11 protein-coding genes are annotated in these 14606 nt (G+C 53.2%); 7 read left to right on the top strand and 4 right to left on the bottom strand.

The features are described from left to right. Positions 1-238 precede the first annotated feature (238 nt). From KI613_RS19100 to KI613_RS19080, 5 genes are read left to right on the top strand one after another with little or no spacing between them, the layout of a single operon-like run. Positions 239-2182 (top strand): HAD hydrolase family protein, encoded by a 1944-nt coding sequence (locus tag KI613_RS19100; RefSeq protein ID WP_226402462.1) that lies wholly within the window; start codon positions 239-241, stop codon positions 2180-2182. Next, complete coding sequence (locus KI613_RS19095) at positions 2179-3297, top strand: phosphoribosyltransferase-like protein (RefSeq protein ID WP_226402460.1); 1119 nt, start codon at positions 2179-2181, stop codon at positions 3295-3297. The genes KI613_RS19100 and KI613_RS19095 overlap by 4 nt, the downstream gene beginning before the upstream one ends. Beyond that, entirely contained in the window at positions 3290-5182 is a 1893-nt protein-coding gene (locus KI613_RS19090; protein ID WP_226402458.1) for a hypothetical protein, read from the top strand. The genes KI613_RS19095 and KI613_RS19090 overlap by 8 nt, the downstream gene beginning before the upstream one ends. Continuing rightward, positions 5179-6276 carry a hypothetical protein gene (locus KI613_RS19085; RefSeq protein ID WP_226402456.1) on the top strand — a complete coding sequence of 366 codons (1098 nt, stop codon included), beginning with the start codon at positions 5179-5181 and terminating at the stop codon, positions 6274-6276. The genes KI613_RS19090 and KI613_RS19085 overlap by 4 nt, the downstream gene beginning before the upstream one ends. Next, a complete protein-coding gene (locus tag KI613_RS19080; protein ID WP_226402455.1) occupies positions 6257-7366 on the top strand; it encodes a carbohydrate kinase family protein in 1110 nt (369 codons plus the stop codon). Before KI613_RS19085 ends, KI613_RS19080 begins: the two co-directional genes overlap by 20 nt. On the opposite strand, the gene KI613_RS19075 is transcribed toward KI613_RS19080, so the two are convergent. Then, a complete protein-coding gene (locus tag KI613_RS19075; RefSeq protein ID WP_226402454.1) occupies positions 7340-7909 on the bottom strand; it encodes an NADAR family protein in 570 nt (189 codons plus the stop codon). The genes KI613_RS19080 and KI613_RS19075 overlap by 27 nt on opposite strands. 507 nt (positions 7910-8416) lie before the next feature. Between KI613_RS19075 and KI613_RS19070 the strand changes: the two genes are divergently transcribed. Both KI613_RS19070 and KI613_RS19065 read left to right on the top strand, forming a co-directional pair. Further along, on the top strand, positions 8417-8755 hold the full coding sequence (locus tag KI613_RS19070) for a helix-turn-helix domain-containing protein (RefSeq protein WP_226402452.1): 339 nt from the start codon (positions 8417-8419) through the stop codon (positions 8753-8755). Positions 8756-8757: 2 nt separating this feature from the next. Then, positions 8758-10206 carry a TniQ family protein gene (locus KI613_RS19065; protein WP_226402450.1) on the top strand — a complete coding sequence of 483 codons (1449 nt, stop codon included), beginning with the start codon at positions 8758-8760 and terminating at the stop codon, positions 10204-10206. Here the strand turns inward: KI613_RS19065 and KI613_RS19060 are convergent. The 3 genes from KI613_RS19060 to KI613_RS19050 are packed head-to-tail and all read right to left on the bottom strand — an operon-like array spanning position 10203 to position 14603. Further along, positions 10203-11498, bottom strand: a complete 1296-nt coding sequence (locus tag KI613_RS19060) for an ATP-binding protein (RefSeq protein WP_226402448.1) — start codon at positions 11496-11498, stop codon at positions 10203-10205. The two genes, KI613_RS19065 and KI613_RS19060, sit on opposite strands and share 4 nt — an antisense overlap. Then, positions 11491-13716 (bottom strand): hypothetical protein, encoded by a 2226-nt coding sequence (locus KI613_RS19055; protein WP_226402446.1) that lies wholly within the window; start codon positions 13714-13716, stop codon positions 11491-11493. The genes KI613_RS19060 and KI613_RS19055 overlap by 8 nt, the downstream gene beginning before the upstream one ends. Continuing rightward, positions 13707-14603 carry a TnsA endonuclease N-terminal domain-containing protein gene (locus tag KI613_RS19050; RefSeq protein ID WP_226402444.1) on the bottom strand — a complete coding sequence of 299 codons (897 nt, stop codon included), beginning with the start codon at positions 14601-14603 and terminating at the stop codon, positions 13707-13709. The genes KI613_RS19055 and KI613_RS19050 overlap by 10 nt, the downstream gene beginning before the upstream one ends. Between the last annotated feature and the right edge of the window lie 3 nt (positions 14604-14606).

The following is a 14606-nucleotide window of genomic DNA, read 5'->3' as shown; positions in this document are numbered from 1 at the left end:
CTCTCTTATAAAGTCGAAAACTCCCTAGCAGGTCCTTAGATTAAGGACGTCGCCGTTATGTCCAGTAGCAGTTTGGTTAAAGCAGCGTCTGCGGGATCAAGAACTCGGTCATGCAAGCTCAGGACTTTTACGTCGAATCGTGCAGACCAGAGGCAGACGACAATAGCTACTTTCATTTGGCATTCTTGGCCGACAGGGAAGTTACAATACGGCAGCATACCCTCCTCCAAGAAAGCAGATGGGCAAGAAATTTTCAGATGAAATTGATTACATCCCGGACGCAATAGCGTGGGCGCTAGATGAGGACGTCAGGTTCCTTACCCGCTCGCTCGCTGCCCTGTCAGGGAGAAATCTGATTGGAATTGGCTCCGGGGGCTCTTCAACGGCCGCTGCATTCATTGCAACGCTGCATGAATCCTGTTTTGGCTTGCTCTCCAGAAGTACCACGCCAGGAGAGTTTCTCGCCCATCAGCGTCCGATGGAGAACGCCAGCGGACTACTGATATCCGCCGAAGGAAAGAATCTGGACATCTTGGCGGCAGCTGATCGGATCGCATCATTTGAGCTGCCCGGCCTGGCAATCGTTCTCCGCCCCAACACCCCGTTGGCTACGAAATGCCGAGAAACAGGAGCCGCAACTGTTGCATCTTTCCAAATGCCTTGGGGGAAAGACGGCTACCTAGCGACTAACTCTCTCATTGCAACAATGATCCTCGTCACCAGAGCTTATGGGATAAAAGGAATCGAGAAAATACGTGAGGTCGACCGGAATTGGCTGATGGAGCGGCGTGCCAATCTAGTCGATCAGGGTCTGTCGGAACACATGGCGTCTCGAAAATCGCTTGCAGTTCTCTACGGGACTGTAGGGCGCATTGGCGCTATCGACATTGAATCCAAACTTGCCGAGTCGGCGCTGGGAGGATGCGAATTAACCGACTACAGGCAATTCGCTCATGGACGCCACCTCCAACTCGCCGAGGTCCGAAGCGCTCCCTGCTTTCTTGCATTCCATTCTGCCAATGACAAAGCGCTATGCGACTCGACTCTCGAATTGTTTCCCCGGGAGGTTCCAATAATCAAAGTCGAGCTTCCAAACGACCCCATATTGGCAAGCTTGGTCAGCGTCATTGACGCAATCTTGATAACTGACATTCTGGGCCAGCATCAGCAAAGAGATCCTGGGCAACCTGTAGTGTCCAGTTTCGGACGCAACATTCACGCCCTGGACGTCAAGAAATTGCTCCCTTTGGCAGATTCGGAACAAATATCGTTGCGGCGCAAGCTTCGTTGCAACGTTGATCAGGTCTATCGGACGGCCGCTTGGACAACCGCTGCCATCGAGTTTTGTGAGCGACTGAGGAATGCCAACATCAAGGCACTGGCCTGTGATTTTGATGGGACGTTCTGCGATACCGATCTCCGATACGAAGGACTCGACGAACGGTTAATTTCCTCAATTGAAGACTTGGCTCGGAATGGCACCATCATTGGATTCGCATCCGGGCGAGGTGATTCGCTTTATGACGACCTTCGGAAAAAGCTAAGTTCGGACACGTGGTCAAAGATCATCATCGGCTACTACAGCGGTTCCGTTATTGCCTCACTTGATAGCGAGAAGTTCGAGGAACCTGCGGGTGACCCGCGCTTTGATGACCTAGAGCAATGGCTCAAGGATGTAGGGATTGTGGCGAATCTTGAAACGACTCCTAAAAATCGCGGGGGCCAGATGAGCCTTCGAATGCAAAACTTTGGTGCAAAGCATCGTGCCGTTGCCGGAATCAGGCATTGGATACAACGAGGAAACCATAACGGATGGCGTGTATTCTGCTCTGGACATTCAATCGATGTGATCACTGAAAACGTTGGTAAAGAAAACGTGGTACGAGCGATCGCACACTATGCCAATGCCGATCCGATGACCGAGACACTCAGAATCGGTGACTCAGGAGACTTGGACGGTAACGACTTTGAACTTCTGGACAGTGGTTTAGGTTTGAGTGTTGATAGCGTATCGCCATTTCCAGGCACTTGCTGGAATCTACTGCCACGCGGCTACAAAGGTGTCACTGGAACGCTTCTCTATATGAATTCCTTGCAAAGAACCGATCAAGGACGGTGCCTCTCATCAACCCTTATGGACGGCCTGAGCGAAACGTTGCGTAAAGGGGGCAAGCAATTGTGAAAGCAAAACTCGCAATGCGCCTTTTAGCAGACCTTATGGACTGGGATGAGATCCAAGCAACAGCGGAGTTCTCCTGGCTTGCCCTTTTAGTTGAAGCCAAATATGACCACTACCAAGGCTACAGCCCCGGCGCCCACTTCTTCGCAAATCTGCTGGCTTGGATTGGGCAGTTCAAACAAGAAGACAGGAAAACGGCATACAACTTTCTGCGAAACCGCCTGATCTATGTTTGCCAAAGGGAAATGCACCATTTGGTAAACCTAACTATGCCGTCCATTCAGGAGGAAATGCGGCGACAAGTTGCGGCCGAACTCAGCCTCCCTTACTACAAAACATGGGGAAATGTTCAAGCAGAAACACGTCTCAAGCTCATGGGCATACGAACGCTTTACGTCGGACTAAGCGATGGCGCAAAAACGGACGTCTTCCGTCGAGAAAATGAAGGCCACGTCTCAAATGAGCAGGTAGTTGCCGCTAGCGAGATATCGGATGAGAAGTGGAAGAAACTCACCAAAGAGCTTCGGAAGCGTCTTGACTTGAATGGTTTCAACGCGGAAGAAGCATTATTTGAACGAATATGCCTGCTCGATGATTTCACAGCCTCCGGAACCACATTAATTCGACATGAGGAAAACGAGTGGAGCGGCAAAATTCCTACTTTCTGCCGGCAAAATAAGGACCGTGTTGGAACTGGTCAAGATAAGGCAATTGCCGAAGGCTGCTGGATTCACGCTCATCACTATCTCTCATCGGATAAGGCGTCTTCGATCACCGTTAACAACGCAGATCAATATCAACGCGAAAATCCAAAATTTAAGCTCGTACTTACGTTTTCATATGTTCTTGGTAGCGATATTGTTATCGATGACGCCAGCCTACCTGAATTGGTAAAGCTCTTCGCCGATCACTATGATCCTTCTATCGAGGACAACATCGTTGGGAAGAACATCTGGTTCGGTTACAAACAAGGTGGACTCCCTCTAGTCCTCTACCACAACACACCCAATAACTCCGTTGCCCTGCTCTGGGCATCGTCGACAAGCAGATGGGCAGCGCCAGCCCCCAAAATGAAACCGCTGTTCTCACGCAAGAAACGCCACATCGGTCATGGATAACCCTTTCAAAAAGCGGGCAACGGAATACTTTGAAGATCCCGCCAGCCTAATATTAGTTCTAAGCCCGGAACCCCTTCGGCGGTTCTTTGAGGGCAACGTAAGTGCATATTTCGACCGCCTGGTGACTGTCGTCGGCACACCCGGGAGTGGCAAAACGTCAATTGCACGCCTGGTTGAATTCGACACTGTTATTGCTCTTCTCCGGTCTTTACACAGCAAAGACCACAAAGACTTGGCTCAGACACTGGGCGAATGCGAGATGCTCGCCGACTCTCGCCCCAAGATTCTTGCCTGCCGCCTGCCGACAACTTCGGACGTCAGAAATATCTGGGAACTCCCCTATTCGGTAAAGATTCGGCACGGACTATTGCGTTCCTTGATTCAAGCCCGAGCAGTTCTTGGTTGGCTACGCAAACTTGAAGGGGTTGGCGTCGACCTTGCACGGATCAGAATCATCGCTCGCGAGCAATCTGAAGTTCAGGCCGGTTTGATTCGCACAGCAGACCCACTTGCTTTCAGAGCCCATGCACGCGCCGTCGAGGAAAAGGTCTTCAAGATTATTACCGCCCTAGTTCCGCCCAGTGAAAGAGAACTAGCTACTTCAGGTCCAGAAACTACCTATGAGGCGTTTCAAATCATTGAATCCTTCTTGGTCCCAGAAATTTCTGGAATCCAAGGCGGGGAATTAACGCTCCGACCGCTATGCATTGTCGACGACGCGCATGAATTGCATCCAGACCAATATAGCGAAGTCGACTTATGGCTCAAGAACCGTGAGATCAAGGTTGCGCGTTGGTTGATGACCCGGGTAGATGCTGTTAGCCCAGAAGCTCTTCGGAAAGCGTTGCAGGTGCCGGAATCCGGTCAATTTGGAAGTACAAAGGATCGAGACTGGATTCTTCAGCTAATGCAACGCGGCACGGCGGCGACAGAGAAAAGGGCATATCGGGCGACAGTCAAAGATATTGCTCGACGCTATATCGACCAGATGCCTGTCTTACGTCGGCGAGGAGTTCAATTGGACAATTGCCTTGCTGCCGCATCACCGGAACTCACCGCAGGCCAATTTAAAGACCTGGAAAAAAGCGTTTTGACGGCAGCAAAGGCCTCAGGCTTTTCTCATGAGCGATTGGATCAAATCAGGTCGTGGATCCCGTCAAATTTAGGAGCAGACGAAAAGCTAGCTCTCACTCGAATTCTGATACATCGGGAGATGCGCCGAACTCCCCAAGCGGAACTGTTCGCCGCGGAGACTCCGGCACCTGAAACCCTGCCAGAACCGCGCAATGTCGGCTCACAACTCATCAACGGCGCGGCCCTTCAACTATTCCATGAGTTTGGAAAGCCTTTCTATTACTCGTTCGAGTGCTTGGCCGATGCTAGTGGAGAGAATATTGAACAGTTCATTCATCTCGCCGGTGTCTTGGTCGATCAAATCGAAACACGGGTTGTTAGAGGACGCGATCCCAATCTAGATGCCAAGGCACAAAACTCAATTCTGATTGAAGCAGCCAAAGGAGCAATCCGGAGTTGGAATTTCCCTCACAGTTCTGAAGTGAGACGTCTTATCGAGTTCATTGTAGAGCGTTGCAAGCAACGGACTCTCGCACCAAACGCGCCGCTGGATGATGGGGCAAATGCCTTCGGAATCCCGCAGACCGATATGGAGCGCTTCCAAAGGGATGGCGGGAAACTGGTTCCCGTTCTGCATTACGCACTGGCCTATAACGCAATCACGCTACACGAGAGCTACGAGTGCAAACGGAAGACTTGGTGCTTGTTCCAGCTTGGGGGGCTTCCCATCCTCGCTAACGGGCTTACATTCAGTAAAGGCGGATTTTGTGAAGGATCACTTTCGGAATTGATCGAGAGCGTTGCAAAATGACTCGTTTTACCTCCGACCGTTGTTTTGCCCAAAGTGGCAAAGATGTCCTTGAGTTTGCTCGGGACTACTTTCCTCGCACTCAGAAAACGCTACTCATTTCAACTCTCGGGATTCAGTCTCAAAGCCTTTATTTCCCTGCGGAAATTTTTTCGCGGTTTTCCAATGTTGATATTCGAGTAATAGTCGAAAAACGTAGGGAAACAGCCTCGCTGTCGGAAATCGGTCGATTACATAAGGCCTACGTGCAAGAGGCGGTTGGCAAAGATGTGCAGTTCGTCGAAGTCGACATTGTTGCCGATGATGGCGCAACAATTGGTGGCCGGAATGCTGTCATCAGAGCCGCAGAATGGTATAAGCAGGGCTATACGGACATCGTGATTGATGCTACGGGGATGTCCCGGGGAGTGTGCTTTCCACTGGTCAAGCAGGCGATCGAGATCGGCCTCAATAGGAGAGCAAATGTCCACCTGCTGGTCGCCTCCTCTGACGCACGTCGCATAGAGCTAACTTCGGAATCCAGTGACCGAGCCGAGTGGATGCATGGATTTCAACGATCGATGGGCTTGGATAGCACTGCAGACAATTTGAAATTATGGGTTCCTCAACTCTCGGAAGGTGCATCCAGCCAAATGGAACTTATGTACCGAGCGCTCTCATCGTCATCCAGCGTTGCGGAGGTCTGTCCGATTGTCCCGTTCCCATCCAGAAATGCAAGACGCGGTGACACACTCTTGTTCGAATTCGAGAGAGACTTCCACGGAGATTGGGACTGCAGCCATCTGAACGTGATCTACGCACACGAGTCGAATCCCATGGATGTTTTCAATTCGATTTGTAAAATGGTGGCAGCGAGAGAGGAAGTGTTTACCGCGACGGAACAAAAAGCCATAACCGTGCTCTCACCTTGCGGGTGGAGGATCGGGAGCTTGGGGATGCTCTTGGCCGCAATCGATCTTGAACTGCCAATGCTTTACGTGGAAACGATAAGCTATAATGTTTCGTCCACCGTCCCATCGAAGGTCGAAGTACAGGAACCTGACCACTTGTGGCACATCCTGCTTGCCGGAGCGCCTTATGAGAACTCACAACTATAACGCGGATGCTGTGCAGAAGGCTCCCCGAGTTGTTGGGACAGGCCTGGTAGCCTTAGACGTCCTCATTCACGAACATAGCCAGCCTACGGATACCGCTCTTGGAGGTTCTACAGGCAATGTTTTGGCTATTCTTGCGTTTCTCGGATGGTCTGCGGTTCCGGTAGCCAGGCTCGGCAAAGATTCTGCAGCCCAACGCATCAAGGGAGAGTTTGCTTCCCTCAACGCTGACACTCGATTTATCGCCCAAGAGGACTCAGCGGCCACGCCGATTGTCTATCAATGGCCAGGGGATGGAGAGAGAACTCACAAATTCAGCTTCTCATGCCCTTTCTGTGGCTCCAAGCGCAACTTTGTGCCGGGTAGCGATACAACATTCTGTATGCATGTCCTGGAGCAGATCAACTCCACAGATGTGTTCTACTTTGATCGAGTTACACCGTGGGCGCTTACTCTTGCTGAAGCCTATCGTCAGCGGGGAGCCTTAGTCATGTTCGAACCATCGACCATTGGCACCGACTACGCGGCGTTCCAGCAAGCAATACGTTGTTGTAACGTGTTGAAGTATGCAGATGACCGCATCGATCAATTGGAATCCTTTGATCGGCATATGGTTGATGTCGAAATACAAACAGCTGGAGCAGAAGGCTTGCGCTTCAGACTTCCCAATTGTGGCGAGCAAGCCTGGTATTCCTTGGATGCTCTGAAAGTCTCGAATGTCGCAGATACGGCAGGGGCTGGTGACTGGTGTACCGCAGGTTTTCTGTATTACCTGAGCGCGAAGGCCGGCGTTAAGGAAAAGTCACCGCCAAAATTAACTAGCGCTTTGCGTTATGGCCAAGCGTTGGCTGCGTTGAACTGCATGCAATCGGGGGCTCGCGGGCTTGCTAGGCTATTGAACGAAGATTTTGTGAAAGCCAGATTGGCTCAATTGCTTGATGCTGATTTATTCAACGGCAGCTTATATTCGGCTTGGCCTCCCGTTTCCGAAGACTTTCAAACCTATCTTCGCTTTAGCTCCCCGTTACCAGCCCCCCGCGACGCCGCGGGGGCATGGGCGATAAACCTATGCTGCAAGCCCCTCACGAGCTGAATTAGATGCCTCCTCTTGGAGTTCGAGTTGCCTGATCTCCTCACGAACCTCCATTAGCAACGTTCCAAGCATATTTTTCCCAACGCCGTTGACCTCGCCCCACAGACGGTTGACCGCGTTATCGACGGTCGCAGACTCCACCAAGCGAGCATCTCCTGTACTTAGCAGTAGCTGCTTAAGGTCGTCATGCTGAGTGTACTTTGCCAGCAATACTCCCTTCATTCTGGCGAATTTTGTCTTTGACCAGTTTGGCGCGATATCCCACGTATAAAGCCCGTGAGCTGCCATGGCTACAAGCGATGGGCTGGGAGCGCTCAAAATCCAATCTCGAACCGCTTCCTTTCGTGCTTTCCCTGCCTGATATGCATGCTCTGCGGTCGGGTATTCCACATCCTCAAATGTGATGGCGCGCCTAAATAGGTTACTGAACACACCATAGGGCTTTTCATTTGCCCGATAAAACCGAATCTCGTCATTTGTCGTGCCAGTTACTCTCACCGTGAGCTCAAGGGGTTTACTTCGCGAGTTAGACGTCTTCGGCATTCTTAATCTCCTCTGAGTGAAGCAAATCGGGGTCAATCCCGACGGATTCACAGTGTTCAAGAACCAAAACCTCAATAAAGTTCGTCAGACTCCTTCGGTCGCGCTTCGCGGCCACCTCAGCGGCTTTCTTTACGCGTGGTTCGACTCGAAACGTCATCGATACCGTTTTAAGTTTTGGCTTTCCTCTAGGCATACCAAATTGTACAGTATTTATACTGTATATATCATGTAAAAATGCAGTAAATGTACCGCATTTTAATGTTGATTTGCAGTTCAATTATGAATTCTCACAGTAGCTAGCAAATTTTCAGCAGTGACCGAAAGGAGGAGTTCCAGCCAAGCATTAGCAGCATGAACTCCTTAGATTGCGTGGGTTTGGGAGTGCTTTAAATCGTCCAAGGCAGCCATCAGCACCAGTTCAAAATTTGCCGCTGATTTCCTCGGTAAAACGAAATGGCGATGATCAGATTATTGATATGTAAATATCGATTGTGTAATACTTAATGCATGATTTCATCAGCGCAAAAAGCACGGGCCATTCGAGCGGCAGAAAGTTGCAAGCGATTGGGCATTACGCAGCAACAGATTGCCGACGCTTTGGGTGTCAGCCAAGGGCAGGTCAGTCGGATTCTGGGTGCCAAAGGCATCCGTGCCTCACGCTTGTTCGAAGAAGTTTGCCTATATGTTGAAGGCTTCGAGCACGGGGTGACGGTAGATGCCGTTAAGGCAAACGATGAATTGATCGAGGCGGTGCGTGACACCTGGGATGGTTCGGCACAGCATGCCAAAGGTCTGGCGGCTGTGATCCGTACGCTGAGCGCCCTTCGGCCACGGCAGGGTAAGTAACTATGTTAGTTGTTCCTGCCCTCTTGCCGGATGAGATAGCACGTGGCTATCTTGGCCGTATTGGTCAGTACAACGGCCTGCTCGATGAAGTGCAAATTGGCATGATGTTGCGGCGTTTTGTGGGCAGCGAAGCCGTCAGTCGTCGTGAGCATGCGGCGCTTGAGTTATTGGCATCGGCGGCGCAAATCGATTTGTTGGCATTCCTTCGGCACCACACGTTATTGCCGTACCGGAAGATTGTCTCGCTGCACCGTGACCAGGATGCGCAATCCTGGTCGCATCGCTCGCTGCTGTGGTCCCAAGGCATGAAGGCATTGCGTACCGCTGCCTATTTTTGTCCGGAATGTGTGGGCGAGGACATCGATTTCCATGGTCAAAGCTATTGGCGTCGTCAACACCAGTTGCCGGGACAACTCCTGTGTGTCAAACATAACTGCGGGTTGGGCTATGTCGACTCGGACAATGCCTGGCTAAAGCCACCTTCGTTTTTCCTCGAAACAGCATTTGAGGTGCGTGACGAATGGGTCAGGTTGGCCATGCAAAACCCATTGCAGCAGCGTTTCTTCGAGATTTGGTCCGGCTTGGCCGAGCAGACTCCTTCCATCTATTCCGGGGTGGCTTCCCGGGTCTTTCGGGAGAAGGCGCGGGCATTGGGATTTGCTACGCGACCGGGACAAACGGATAGGCCTTGGCTCAGCGACCGTATTGTTGAATCATTTGGGAGCCAGTGGTTGGCTACCCTTTGCCCTATTCTGGCCGCTAAAGTTCCCGGGGCCGAATTTCCGAGCATCGATCGCCATATTCTGGCCAAGAATGGAAAATCGCTGGCGCATTATTATGCGCTGATTGCAGCACAACTTTTCGATACGGCAGATGAGGCTTTGTTGGCCTTGGTGGCCGCGCAGTCATCTGATTTCGGCCGTACGGGGAGCGTTGACCAATGCCAGGTGACAGAGGTAACTGATAGCGAGTTGATCGAGGCTTATGTCATGGCCGGAGGATCCCATTCGAAAAGTGCGCGGGTCGTTGGTTTGGGAGAGCGCACTGCTGCACTCAGACTCAAAGGGCTTGGTCTGCCGGCGCTCAGCAAAGGTGCCCTGGTATCGCTCCATGCTTTTTATTTTGAGCAAAACAGTATCGACGAGAGCGCCAAAGCGGGCGGACTGACGGTCGAACAACTGCTTGATCTCCTGCGTCAGATTGGGGTGTCTTTCATTAGGGCGATGAAGCGTATTGTGATGGTACCTTCCGAGATAGGGCCAGGGTCTCGCGGGCAGCGTCCAAAAGCCTTGAATCCCCATGAGCTGAGTGGCTCCGAGGCAGGAATCAAGTTCAAATTCGCACCACAAAAGAAATGCGTGAGGCGTCATTTAAGTCAGATAGGCCTCCCGGAGGGCGCTTCACCCCCCGGGAAGTATCCCTTCAAGCTTGCTCAAGCGTTTCCGCGCTAGCGCATCGCTGCCCAGAAGGACGCCCATAAATTGTCGTCGCGCTGCATCAGGTCCTCATAGCGGGAAATCAGCTTTGGGTCTTTGCTTCGCAGGGCGGCAACAGCCGGTTTGACCGGTGCCAGATAGGTATCTCCGGCCCGCCTAAAATCCTCCGCACGAAGACTGTCGTCATCGCGTTCGAAGGCAACACGATGGGCGGCGACCCAGAATGCGATGATCAGACGGGGAATGCCACCCGTCAGTTCGAGGATTAGGCTAGCGAATTCCCGATCGATTTTCACGGGCGTGGCGACAAACTGGTATAGGCCGATTGCATTAAGAAAGCCCCCCTGGTTTTTACTGTCAAAAAACAACGGATCGTCGGCTGACTGGAAGGGCGGAATAACGTGGTAACCCCCGCCGACAAAGCGCTGGGTATTGGCAAAGCGCTTCATGAGAGCGCCAACGCCATCGGGTGTGCCGGACAAAATGATCGGAATCTGCCACGTGTTGGTCAGGGTCAGGATCCATTTGAGACACTGATCCTCGATGATGCTCAGCTGGAGTTCGGCGGCATCGGGAGATTTGGTGCGACGCTTCTTCAAGGTGGGCAACTTGAAGAAGTTCTGAACTTCGTCAAGGTGGAGTGCCCCGAGGAAATGGGCCGAGGCCACCTGCCGCCATTCGTCGAGCATTTTCTGGCCATCGCGACGGTTCTTTGCCAGGCTTGCCGTGAAACGGTTTTGCCAGCCGGCGACGTGCTTTTCCATTGCGGCATCGAAGCTGCTCATCAAATTGGCGGCAAGATCGTCGGCCCGCCCGCTGGAGGGGACATCGACTGACAACCAGACCAATTGCTGGTGCTTCCCAACCAGTTTGGGAAAGCAGGGGTGTTCGATCACCTGGCTGGGGCCAAGATCGAGCGCCCGGAGAATTGCCTGGGTTTTCCCGGTACCCGAGTGCCCGACGATCACAGCTGCCATGGCGGGCGCCCTTGGGGTCTTGTGGCACATTGCCTCGCCGCCGATCACGCTCCAAGTATGCGTAGCAGACGGATCCTTGTAGCGATAACCATCCCTGAGCATCAAATCGATTGTTTCCTGAACCCGCAAGCCATCCAGGCTGGCAACATGAATGTCGCGCAACTGGATGACGTAATGCATCCTGAGGTGCTTCGGCACCTTGCCCGGATCGCGCGGGCGAGGTGGCATAAAACTGAGGCATTGTGTAGCTTGGGCGCGATCCAGTATGGGGCCGAGCGGTTGGACGAGAATATTTCCTGCATAAGGATCAAAAAGCTTCGGGTCATTCATGAGTAGCTCCTTCGGCGTTGGCCGCTGCGAACAGGGCGCTCATCATTTTTTGGTGGGCGGCGCGTGCCGGATCATCACTCTGGTCAGGCGGTGGAACAGCGTCGGGAGTTGTCATAAAAATGGCCGATTCGAGGCTGCGGGCCTCAGTGATGCTCGGCATCGTGCCACTATGCTTCTGGATGGCCTCGGCTGTGAGTTCCTTGGCGCGAGCGATGATGTCCATGGCCTTTTGCCGTGATTCCAGAGCCATCATCAGGCGAATATGCTCGTTTTGCGCGTTTCCAAGTTTGCCGACCGTGAAGGCATCGATCGCCTCGTCGAAGGTCAGTTCTGGGGAGGCGGTCGAATTATCCGACAGATGCAGATCAAGCAGACCGGTACTGGCAGGTGCCGGCGTCCAGATGCGTGAGACTGAGCCGGGGAAGTAATTTGCCTGGATGTCCCAAGCGCCAAAATTGCGGGCCAGCGCTGTCCACTGCTGCTCGTCGACCGTCGGTGACTCGTATTGCATACCGAGCAGCATGACGCCGCGTCGGGTGACATGAGCCGGCTCGGTGGGCAGCAAGTTGGTCACCAACTCCGAGAACGACAGATTCCGGCGGACGCCGATACCGACTTCGTGGCCATAGCGCCACAGTCCGGCCGGGCTGGGAAAAACGCCTGCGGCAGCCATATGGGCATCCAGGCGGCCTTGGCGCGGTGCTGTCAGATTGTAGGTGGTGAATATCTGATAGAGATAGGCGACATATTCCGGGATGGTCAGTACCGCCTTGGTCGGATCAAACTGCCTGAGCTCAAATTCAACCCTGCGCTGATCGATGGCGCCGGGAACGAAGTAATACTGCTGATCCTTTTCGATCCGGTGGATGACCTCGACCAGACCCTTCAGGTCGGGGCGGTAGGGCGGTGCATAGCTCATGCAGGGAATCAGTTTAGCCCCGGTAATCTTGGCTGCCTTGGAGAGGTACTCCCCACGGTCGCAAAGCAGGGCCGCACACATGGTGGGAGCCGGATAGAGGGAGGGCATCACCTCGTAGCCCCAGAGTTCACCAATCAGTTCAGGTGCAGCCGTCGCGCAGAACAGGGCAACTTTCGCCATGGCCCAAGAAGGGCCATCCAGGCAGACATAAAAGCCAACGATGGCAGTCGACCAGATGTCGACAATGATGTAGACGATGGGTCGGCCAATGATCCACGCGCGATTTACGCTTGATCGAAGGTAGATGTCGCCGATGCTGGAGTCGATTGCCCAGGTATGTCCTGGGCCGACAACGCCTTTCCAGTTGCGGCCAATCAGGCCGCGCAAACTGCGGGCGAAATATCCCTTGGTTGTTTTTTCCAGCAAACGCTGAAGCCGTGGAATTTCACGCGTGAGAACCCGTCTGATCTGTCGTGCATTGGGATAGTCACCTAACGCGGGCTCAATCAGTTCGAGCTTGCCATCGACCTGTCGGTAGCGGGTGATAAAGGCGCTTTCGACGATTTGCTTACAGCGCTCGGGCATCGGCGGCTTTGGGCTGGGAATGCGTTTGTCGGCAGCCAAAATGGCCGTTGTCCACATGCTGCTCATGCCAGGTTGTTCCGGCGCAACAACCTGTCCATAGGCGAGCGCAACCTTTTCCTCGATGGTCTTCGCCCCAGCCTTTTTGCGGCCGCCGGGGTCGCAAGGACGGGCTACGTTGGGCGCGCCGCATTTGCTGCTACGGTTAGGGCGCAGGCTGGATTCCGTGAATCCATACCGGCAGAGCAGCGAGTAATTTTTTCGGACAAAAGCTTCACTGCACCCGCTGGCTACAACCTCATTTACCAAGCCGCCAATGCCTTTGTGGATCAGGACCATTTCCCGGAAATGATCAAAATCCAGAAAAGGGGCCATCTGTGATTTCCGGTATTCAAAGACTGCTTCGTCTGCGGGAGAAAGTGCGTAGTTTTCCTGCTCGATGTCGATCAAAGTGATCTCTACGCCCTCCTTAAGTGCCTGCAACTCATTGCGATCCAGCCATAGGGTTTCCCCAAGCATGAGGGGTGGGGCTTTTTTCCGCTTGTTCTTGGTCTGGGCAAGCTTCTTGCGACCTCCTTTAGCTTTGCGCGATTCCTCAGGGGGGTCGAGGCGAACAACGGCCGTCTTCCCGATCTGTATCTCGTCAAGTACGACCCGATAAATGCCAGTATCTTTTCCATCCAGGATACGGAACGAGGCGTTGTGGATCAGATCCATGCTGACCTCCGCGATGCGATGGGGTTTTGTGCGACAAAGTCGGCTTCCGGCAGCAAAATGACAGGCTGGTGTGGTCGCCAACCGCGCCGAAGTTTCATGCGAATCTTTCCAGTAAGGACGGCTTGCCAGAATGCACGTTGCGCCAGGTCGATTTCACCCAACTTGAGTGTTAACTGATTGAGGATGTAAGTCAGTGAACGGCCAGGGAAATTTCGCACAGATTCTGCGGCCATCTGTTGGGCAGATTCTGGTGCCGGATCGCCCTGCATCCACGGCATTTGCATGCGCAGGTTCAGGCCAACGTCCGCGTCATAGAGCGCCGGGGTGATCAGCAACCAGGTGACGCCACGAGTCAGCCAGTATTCACGCTCGATCGCCAGTAGTTGCCTTTTTCGCTTGTGGCGGGCTTCCTCTTCAGTTTTGACGGCAATGGCCAACAGTTCGATGGCGCCGGCCTCGGTTCGTAGCGCGAGGAGAAAATCGGTGCTCATCACCCAGTCTGCCGATTCCTTCCCTTCAGAGGTGATGGGGTGTCGGATACCCAATTTCCGAGCGATTGCCTGTGTGCCGGGAAAGCGTTGATCGCCGGCGTCTACCAGGTAGGCCCCCATTTCGTGCGCCGCTTCTTCGAGAGAGAGTGGGAACTGCTCGCGTACGTCGATCAGGTTGAGCAGCATCAGTATGAAAAACAAAATGACCCACTCATGGTCGCTTAATAGGTCGCGTTGCCGGTCTTGCCACATTTGCAGATGTGAGCGGCCGCGGCTAGACGGGTCGCCGCGGCTGACACAGTGCCAGGCAATGTAATCGGTGAAGGTGCCAAGGCCGCGGCCCTGGCGGTGAAATCGTTGCAGGACTTGTGGTGTGAACCGCTTGGTGGTTCTCATAAG

Source organism: Ferribacterium limneticum (assembly GCF_020510585.1).
In the GTDB taxonomy this organism is placed as follows: Bacteria; Pseudomonadota; Gammaproteobacteria; order Burkholderiales; family Rhodocyclaceae; genus Azonexus.
The sequence above is the reverse complement of the archived record's forward strand: the minus strand, read 5'-3'. Positions and strand labels throughout refer to the sequence as shown.

Bases quoted from the DNA above. Each gene is read 5' to 3' on its own strand.
- KI613_RS19100 (WP_226402462.1), top strand. From the start codon at position 239: ATGGGCAAGAAATTTTCAGATGAAATTGATTACATCCCGGACGCAATA.
- KI613_RS19090 (WP_226402458.1), top strand. From the start codon at position 3,290: ATGGATAACCCTTTCAAAAAGCGGGCAACGGAATACTTTGAAGATCCC.
- KI613_RS19085 (WP_226402456.1), top strand. From the start codon at position 5,179: ATGACTCGTTTTACCTCCGACCGTTGTTTTGCCCAAAGTGGCAAAGAT.
- KI613_RS19080 (WP_226402455.1), top strand. From the start codon at position 6,257: ATGAGAACTCACAACTATAACGCGGATGCTGTGCAGAAGGCTCCCCGA.
- KI613_RS19075 (WP_226402454.1), bottom strand. From the start codon at position 7,909: ATGCCGAAGACGTCTAACTCGCGAAGTAAACCCCTTGAGCTCACGGTG.
- KI613_RS19070 (WP_226402452.1), top strand. From the start codon at position 8,417: ATGATTTCATCAGCGCAAAAAGCACGGGCCATTCGAGCGGCAGAAAGT.
- KI613_RS19065 (WP_226402450.1), top strand. From the start codon at position 8,758: ATGTTAGTTGTTCCTGCCCTCTTGCCGGATGAGATAGCACGTGGCTAT.
- KI613_RS19060 (WP_226402448.1), bottom strand. From the start codon at position 11,498: ATGAATGACCCGAAGCTTTTTGATCCTTATGCAGGAAATATTCTCGTC.
- KI613_RS19055 (WP_226402446.1), bottom strand. From the start codon at position 13,716: ATGGATCTGATCCACAACGCCTCGTTCCGTATCCTGGATGGAAAAGAT.
- KI613_RS19050 (WP_226402444.1), bottom strand. From the start codon at position 14,603: ATGAGAACCACCAAGCGGTTCACACCACAAGTCCTGCAACGATTTCAC.